At 71.0% G+C, this 3083-nt stretch carries 3 protein-coding genes; 2 read left to right on the forward strand and 1 reads right to left on the reverse strand.

Going from position 1 to position 3083, the window contains the following annotated elements; translation table 11 throughout:
- Positions 1-106 precede the first annotated feature (106 nt).
- Positions 107-706, forward strand: coding sequence for a helix-turn-helix domain-containing protein (locus AB8Z36_RS34225; protein ID WP_369217283.1), 600 nt, complete (start codon positions 107-109; stop codon positions 704-706).
- Between the two features lie 144 nt (positions 707-850).
- Positions 851-1765 (forward strand): class I SAM-dependent methyltransferase, encoded by a 915-nt coding sequence (locus AB8Z36_RS34230; RefSeq protein ID WP_369217284.1) that lies wholly within the window; start codon positions 851-853, stop codon positions 1763-1765.
- Positions 1766-1839: 74 nt separating this feature from the next.
- Here the strand turns inward: AB8Z36_RS34230 and AB8Z36_RS34235 are convergent.
- Positions 1840-3083, reverse strand: a 1244-nt coding sequence (locus AB8Z36_RS34235) for a Vgb family protein (protein ID WP_440582074.1), incomplete at its 5' end; no start/stop codon positions are given.

Consider the following 3083-nt stretch of genomic DNA (forward strand, 5'->3'; position numbering starts at 1 on the left):
GTCCAGGCCGCCCGCCCCCTCCGACCCCGGCCACGGGGACCCCGGTAGATGCGAGACCTTGCGGTCCGCTCTCGACGTTAAGCCCACCTTGCACAAGGGGCATACGATGTTGCCCATGACGCAAGAAACCGACGAGCTGGACAGCCTCGTACGCAAACGCATCCGTGCCCTGCGGGTGGCTCAGGGCTGGTCCCTGGAGGAACTGGCCAACCGTGCCCACCTCAGCCAGTCCTCACTGAGCCGCATCGAGAACGGGCAGCGGCGCCTCGCACTCGATCAGCTGGTCACGCTGGCCCGCGCGCTTGACACCACGTTGGATCAGCTCGTGGAGACGGCCACGGACGACGTGATCATCAGTCCGGTGATCGACGGCGCGCACGGCCGGATGCGCTGGCCCGTGAAGAGCGATCCCGGCATGAGCGTGATCCGCCAGCGCATGACCGAACCACCGCCCGAGAACCCGGCCCACATGCGCGCCCACCCCGGCCACGAGTGGCTCGTCGTCCTGTCCGGAACCGCCGTTCTCATGCTCGGCCACCGCCGCTTCCGCCTGGAGACCAACCAGGCAGCGGAGTTCCCCACGATGATGCCGCACGCGATCGGCGCCGAGGGCGGCCCCTGCGAGCTGCTCGGCATCTTCGACCGCGACGCCCGGCGCGGCCACCAGCGCGAGGGCGACGAGGACGCGCGGACCGCCGATGAGTGACCGCTGACCCCGATGGCACTGTGGAGCCGCACCTCCGCCTCCGTCGGGGCGGCGTCTTGCGCGTCAGGCAGCACACTCGGCCACCTTCTTGCGTAAACAGAAAGAGGCTGTGCCGCACGCGCAAACCCGTTCTACGGTGCAGGTATGGCTCACACGCACACCCCCCACCAGCACGGCACCCCGCACGGCCACCGCCACGGCCACGGCGGCGACCACGGCACCGGTCTCGACCAACACCACCACCAGGACGACGACTTGGCGGAGCTGCTGGACCTGGACGCCGAGGTCCTCGCCGAGCACATCGCCTCCATCACCGCCTGGCTGCCCCTGCCGACCGGCCCGCGGCACATCGTGGATCTGGGCAGCGGCACCGGTGCGGGCACCTTCGCCCTCCTCGACCGCTTCCCCGACGCGTACGTCACCGCCGTCGACGCCTCCGCCGCGCACCTCAAGCGCCTGCGCGACAAGGCCTGCGCCCTCGGGGTGGAGGACCGCGTGCGCACCGTACAGGCCGATCTCGACGCCCCCTCATGGCCCGATCTCGGATCGCCGGACCTGGTGTGGGCGTCGGCCTCGATGCACCACATGGCCCAGCCCGAGCAGGCGCTGCGCGCCGTCCACGACGCGCTCGCGCCCGGCGGCCTGTTCGCCGTCGTCGAGCTGGCGGGCTTCCCCCGCTTCCTGCCCGAGAACGCCCCCGAGGAGCGGCCCGGCCTTGAGGAGCGCTGCCACGCGGCGACCGACCGCGTCACCGCCGAGCACATGCCCCACCGAGGCGCCGACTGGGGCCCGATGCTGAGCGCCGCCGGTTTCACGGTCGAGGGTGAGCGCACCGTCACCGTGAACATCGAGAACTCCCGCAGCGAGGCGATCGGCCGCTATGCCCTCAGCGGTCTGCGGCGCATCCGCGGCGCCTCGGCCGTCGCCGAGACGCTCCCCCCTGAGGACCTGGCCGCACTCGACCGGCTCCTCGACACCGACGGCCCGCACAGCATCCTGCGCCGCGACGACCTGGCCGTGCGCACGGAGCGCTTCGTCTGGGCCGCGCGCCGCGCCTGACCCCCACCTCCGCCACGGCACACGTCTTGGGGCCCGCGAGACGGCGGGCCCCAAGACGTGTCCCTAAGGGGAGGTCAGCACTGCTCGGGGCTGCCGTCGGGGTTCTTGACGACGAAGCCGGACTTGCCGCTCGCCCCCGCGAGTTTCCAGGTGACCGCGGGCTTCTCGCAGATCTCGGCGTCCTTGCTGACACCGACCTCGGTACGGAACTCGGCACTCTGGCCGGGCTCCAGGCGGAGGTCGACGTTCTTGCACAGTGAGGTGCGGCCGTCTCCCGGCTGGACGGTGCAGGGGTACTCGTGGACCTGGCCGTCGCGGTCGGTGTAGACGACGTTGTACGACCAGCCCAGCCGCGTCGAGTCCAGGGTGAGGGTGACGTCCTGGGTGCCGAGGTAGGCACCGGAGGTGTTGGTGACCTTCACCTTGGGCCAGGCGTTGCGCCCCGGGGAGGTCCACACCCCCGGGACGCCCTCGACCCGCACCTTCTGCGCGGGCGGCCCTCCCTTGACCCGCCACAGCGTCGTGCCGTATTCGGTCATGTAGACCGAGCCGTCCCGAGCGAGCGCGACGTTGTTGAACTTGTCGCTCTTCCGGGCCACCGTGCGGTTGGTGCCGTCGGTGAGGTTCACCTCGCGCAGCAGGCCGTCCCGGCCGACGGTGTAGGCGGTGCCCCTGTCGGTCAGGGTGACGCCCTGGACGCCCGTCAGCCCTTCCGCGACGACCCTCTTCTGGCCGGTCTCCAGCTTCACCGCGTACAGCGTGCCGGTCTCGGTCTGGGTGACGTAGGCCGTCCCCTTGCCGTCCAGAGCCAGGGAGTGCGCCTTGCCGAAGCCGGAGGCGATCTCGCTGCTCTTATGGGTGCTGAGGTCTACTTCGAAGAGCTTGCCGCCCGCGTAGTCGGTCACGTAGGCGAGGCCGTTGCCGTCCAGCGCCACATCGCGGGCATCGCCGAGACCGGAGGCGGCCTCGGACTTCTGCCCGGTGGCCAGGTCCACCTTCCACAGTCCGCCGTTGTTGTCGGTGACGTAGGCGCTGCCCTGGCCGTCCAGGGCCACACCCAGGGCGTATCCGATGCCGGTGGCGACCTCGGACGCCTTGCCCGTGGCCAGGTCGACCTCCATCAGCCGACCGCTTTTGCCGTCGGCGACATAGGCGTGCCCGGCGTCTTCCACAGCCACTCCGTACCCGTGGAAGAGCTGATCGCTGGCCTTGCGGCAGCCCGCGGACGGGCAGTCGATCGGGTCCTCCGCCACCTGCACGGCCGCGCCCGCGGCCGGTGCGGCCAGTGCGACCTCGCTGCCGGTGGTCAGTCCCACCC

The organism is Streptomyces flavofungini (assembly GCF_041028215.1).
GTDB lineage: Bacteria > Actinomycetota > Actinomycetes > Streptomycetales > Streptomycetaceae > Streptomyces > Streptomyces flavofungini_B.

Coding starts and splice junctions, on each gene's coding strand:
- AB8Z36_RS34230 (WP_369217284.1), top strand. CDS start 851: ATGGCTCACACGCACACCCCCCACCAGCACGGCACCCCGCACGGCCAC.
- AB8Z36_RS34225 (WP_369217283.1), top strand. CDS start 107: ATGTTGCCCATGACGCAAGAAACCGACGAGCTGGACAGCCTCGTACGC.